This window comes from Snodgrassella alvi (assembly GCF_002777855.1).
GTDB lineage: Bacteria > Pseudomonadota > Gammaproteobacteria > Burkholderiales > Neisseriaceae > Snodgrassella > Snodgrassella alvi_E.
This window is the reverse complement of record NZ_MEIK01000014.1, coordinates 1-1813: the sequence shown is the minus strand read 5'-3', so window position 1 is coordinate 1813 and position 1813 is coordinate 1. Positions and strand designations below refer to the sequence as shown.

The 1813-nt window shown below is 44.8% G+C and carries 1 protein-coding gene and 1 rRNA gene; both read right to left on the bottom strand.

Going from position 1 to position 1813, the window contains the following annotated elements; all coding sequences use genetic code 11:
- A 16S ribosomal RNA gene (locus tag BHC43_RS00780) occupies nucleotides 1-524 on the bottom strand; the annotation flags it as partial.
- A gap of 378 nt (nucleotides 525-902) precedes the next feature.
- The coding region (locus tag BHC43_RS00775; RefSeq protein ID WP_100156095.1) for a Rossmann-like and DUF2520 domain-containing protein at nucleotides 903-1813 on the bottom strand (911 nt) is incomplete at its 5' end.

The following is a 1813-nucleotide window of genomic DNA, read 5'->3' as shown; positions in this document are numbered from 1 at the left end:
GGCTGCTGGCACGTAGTTAGCCGGTGCTTATTCTTTAGGTACCGTCAGCACCAGGTGGTATTAGCACCCGGCTTTTCTTCCCTAACAAAAGTCCTTTACAACCCGAAGGCCTTCTTCAGACACGCGGCATGGCTGGATCAGGGTTCCCCCCATTGTCCAAAATTCCCCACTGCTGCCTCCCGTAGGAGTTTGGGCCGTGTCTCAGTCCCAATGTGGCGGATCATCCTCTCAGACCCGCTATGGATCGTCGCCTTGGTAGGCCTTTACCCCACCAACTAGCTAATCCAACATCGGCCGCTCAAATAACGCGAGGTCCTAAGATCCCCCGCTTTCCCCCTCAGGGCGTATGCGGTATTAGCCATCCTTTCGGACAGTTATCCCCCATTACTCGGTACGTTCCGATGCATTACTCACCCGTTCGCCACTCGCCACCAGAGAGCAAGCTCTCCGTGCTGCCGTTCGACTTGCATGTGTAAAGCATGCCGCCAGCGTTCAATCTGAGCCAGGATCAAACTCTTATGTTTAATCTTAGCTTGTTGCAATCCTGAAGTTCCCTTCAGTATCACTGGTCTGCTTCAAAGTTATTGACAAGATTTCTTACTATCCTGTCCCTCTGAATCAGTGTGAGGCTTATCCGCACTCACACTTATCGGTAATCTGTTCTGTTAAAGAGCGTTGCTTTCGACTGCGTTCTACTTTAAACTGTTTCGTTCGTTTCGGCTCGCGTCTCAGCGAAGAAGGCGAACTATACGCCCCTGCATACACCCTGTCAACTACTTCCTCCGCTTATTTTTGTCCAATCCACCAAATCGCTGTTTTAATAAGTTTTATTTTTTAGCGTCATCTGCTCCGTTTGGACCTTCTATAATTATTACACTCTATATTTCCACTTCTTATGACTCTTAATCTTGCTTCGTTTGCGTTGGTGAGATGATTTGTAATATTTGCTGACGCTTGTCTTGGCTTAATTTGGTCAAATTTAATGTCTGCTTGGCGAGTACGCTATATATCTCCTGCTCTGTTGTGTTTAATGCCTGCCAATGTTTTGCGATTGTGGTGCTATCGCCACGTTTTATTGGCCCTGTAAGGGCTTCTTCCAGAACCATTGTTTGTAGTTGGTTTAGATTTTGCTGCATGAGCTGGTTTACGAGTTGTTCAGCTAGGCTTTTCGGTATAGACAAAGAAGTAAGTATATTACGTGCATATGCATTTAGGGTAACTAGAAAATTGGCACTGGCTGATAGTGCGGTGTGATAGCGGCTTTTCTGGTTTGCATCAATAATAAAGCTATTTAATTTTGCAGCCTGAGCCAGTTGTTGCAGTATAGGTAAAGCAACTTTATCGCCTTCTATGGCGCACATGTGTCCGGCTAATTGATTTAAGGCTATTTCGATTGAGGCAAAAGGAAATACCGGATGCAGGGAGCCTGCCAGTACTTTATTTTGGTTTGATTTTAATATTTTGCTGTCTAATGCACCGCTTAGATGAATAACTAATGAATTGCGTGTTAGGCAATGATTTTGTTGAATTTGCCAGCTTATTTTTTCGATAGCCTGATCGCTGACACCTATAACATAAATATCAGCTGGCGGTAGATTGTTCAATTCTTTGCATAGTTGAATAGAAGGTATATGGTTTTTAAGATTTTGCGCTGTGATGAAGCTGCGGTTCCATGCTGCCTGTATATTTATTTGTTTGCTCTGATGCCAGATGATGGCGAGGCTGGAGGCTACTTTACCGGTACCGATGATATTTACACGCAGTTGGGATGACATATTGAGTTGTGGTTGGATGGTGGAGATATTGGTCATTA